At 71.1% G+C, this 1992-nt stretch carries 3 protein-coding genes; all 3 read right to left on the bottom strand.

What is annotated here, in order from left to right; genetic code table 11:
* Positions 1–463, bottom strand: a 463-nt coding sequence (locus tag AC5RUJ_RS15240) for an aminotransferase class III-fold pyridoxal phosphate-dependent enzyme (protein ID WP_494156139.1), incomplete at its 3' end; no start/stop codon positions are given.
* Between the two features lie 80 nt (positions 464–543).
* Positions 544–1518 carry a porphobilinogen synthase gene (gene hemB / locus AC5RUJ_RS15235; protein ID WP_494000266.1) on the bottom strand — a complete coding sequence of 325 codons (975 nt, stop codon included), beginning with the start codon at positions 1516–1518 and terminating at the stop codon, positions 544–546.
* On the bottom strand, positions 1515–1992 hold a 478-nt coding region (locus AC5RUJ_RS15230), incomplete at its 5' end, for a uroporphyrinogen-III synthase (RefSeq protein ID WP_494156138.1). The genes hemB and AC5RUJ_RS15230, both read right to left, overlap by 4 nt.

Genomic DNA, 1992 nt, shown 5'->3' with positions numbered 1-1992 from the left:
CGGCCAGCAGCCCGTCCAGGTGCCCGTGGTAGCAGCCGGCGAACTTCACGACCAGGTTGCGGCCGGTGTAGCCGCGGGCCAGGCGCACGGCGGTCATCGTGGCCTCGGTGCCGGTGGAGACCATGCGGAGGCGCTCGACGGCGGAGACCCTGCCGACGACCAGGGCCGCCAGTTCGGATTCGGCGGGCGTGGAGGCGCCGAAGGACAGTCCCCGGTCCACGGCCGTGTGCACGGCCTCGAGGACGGCCGGATGGGCGTGGCCCAGCAGGGCCGGGCCCCAGGAGCACACGAGGTCTACGTACTCGCGCCCGTCGGCGTCGGTGAGGTAGGCCCCCTTGGCACCGACCATCATGCGCGGCGTCCCGCCGACGGAGCCGAAGGCCCGGACCGGTGAGTTCACCCCGCCGGGCATCAGCTGGCGGGCGCGTTCGAAGAGTTCCTCGGAGCGGATGGCTTCAATCATGGTCTTGGGTCCTTTCGGGACAGCGGAATCCGCTGCGGACGGGTCGTGGGGCGCGGCAACCGGCGGCCGACGGTGAACGGTTACTTCAGCCAGCGGGCGATTTCCGGGGCCCAGTAGGTCAGCACCATGTCGGCGCCGGCGCGGCGGATGCCCAGGACAGATTCCAGGATGGCCGCCTTCCGGTCGATCCAGCCATTGGCGGCGGCTGCCTCGATCATCGCGTACTCGCCGGAGATCTGGTACGCGGCCACCGGCACCGGAGACATCTCCGCCACGTCGGAGAGGATGTCCAGGTAGCTCATCGCGGGTTTGACCATGACCATGTCCGCGCCTTCGGCCAGGTCCAGTTCCACTTCCCGGATGGCTTCGCGCCGGTTGGCGGCGTCCATCTGGTAGGTCCGCCGGTCCCCGGTCAGCTGCGAGTCGACCGCTTCGCGGAACGGCCCGTAGAAGGCCGAGGCATACTTTGCGGCGTACGCCAGGATGGAGACGTCCTGGTAGCCGGCCTCGTCGAGTGCCTGCCGGATCACCGCCACCTGTCCGTCCATCATGCCGGAGGGACCGAGCACGTCCGCGCCGGCAGCCGCCTGGGCGACGGCCATCTCCGCGTAGATCGACAGCGTGGCGTCGTTGTCGACGGTGCCGTCGGGGGCCAGCACGCCGCAGTGGCCGTGGTCGGTGAACTCGTCCAGGCAGACGTCGCCCATCACCACCAGGTCGTTCCCGACCTCCGCTTTCACGTCGGCGATGGCGCGGTTCAGCACGCCGTCGGGATCCACTCCGGCGCTGCCCGTGGCGTCGCGCACCTGGGGAACTCCGAAGAGCATGATGCCGCCGAGGCCCAGCTCCACGGCCTCGGCGGCCGCGCGCTTGAGCGTGTCGGTGGTGTGCTGGACCACGCCCGGCATGGACTGCAGCGGCACCGGTTCGCTGAGGCCTTCGCGGATGAAGGCGGGCAGGATCAGCTGGTTCGGGTGGGTCCGGACCTCCGCCGTCATCCGGCGGATCGCCTCGGTGGCCCGCAGCCGGCGCGGCCGGTGGGAGGGGAAGCTCATGGCGTTCCTTCTGGTTCGGTGGGATGGTTTTCAAGCGACCGCGCCAGGGCGTCGGCGATGCCGGGCGGCGTCGGTTCGGCAGCGGTGGCGGCGATCTCCAAGCCCAGTTCGGCGGCCTGCCGAGCGGAACTGGTACCGATCGCGATCAGCCGCAGTCCGGCCGGCCACGGGTCAAGGAGTCCCGCCAGCCGCCTGGTGACGCTGGGCGAGGTCAGGACGACGGCGTCGATGGCGCCGTTGCCGGCGCGGCTGCGGAAATCCGCGGCCGTGATGAGTTCCAGGTCGTCGGCGGGCTCGCGGGCGGCGATCTCCAATTCCGCGGTCAGGCGGAGCTCGGGACGGGCGGGGTAGTCCACCGTGCGGTAGGCGGTCACGGGCAGCACCTGCCAGCCCTTCGCCATCAGGCCTTCGAACACCGTGGGCGCGGCGATGTCGGCCTGCGGCAGCAGGACCAGCATCCGCTCGGCCGGGCCG

Source organism: Arthrobacter sp. Y3223164 (assembly GCF_059091005.1).
This window is presented reverse-complemented; position numbering and strand designations above follow the sequence as displayed.